The organism is Glycomyces sp. L485 (genome assembly GCF_022548875.1).
Taxonomy (GTDB): domain Bacteria; phylum Actinomycetota; class Actinomycetes; order Mycobacteriales; family Micromonosporaceae; genus Glycomyces.
The window spans coordinates 1-206 of sequence record NZ_JAKZEW010000147.1; the positions used below are offsets into that span (position 1 = coordinate 1).

1 pseudogene is annotated in these 206 nt (G+C 70.4%); it reads left to right on the forward strand.

What is annotated here, in order from left to right:
- Positions 1-206: pseudogene (locus tag L0U85_RS20305) on the forward strand (hypothetical protein); the annotation flags it as partial.

Sequence of the window (206 nt, forward strand, 5' to 3'; positions counted from 1 at the left end):
TGAACAGGGGATCCCGATGAAGATTGGAAACAACCGGCCATTGCACGCGAGCGTGCTGGTCGGCGCGATGGGCGTGCTGTTGCTGGCCGGTTGCCAGCGTGACAACGACGCGGCACCGGCCACCGACGCCGCGCCTGCGGCCGAGGCCACCGCCTCCCAGCAGGCGCCTGTCGCGGAGGCGCCGCTGGACCTGCGCGATGTGATCG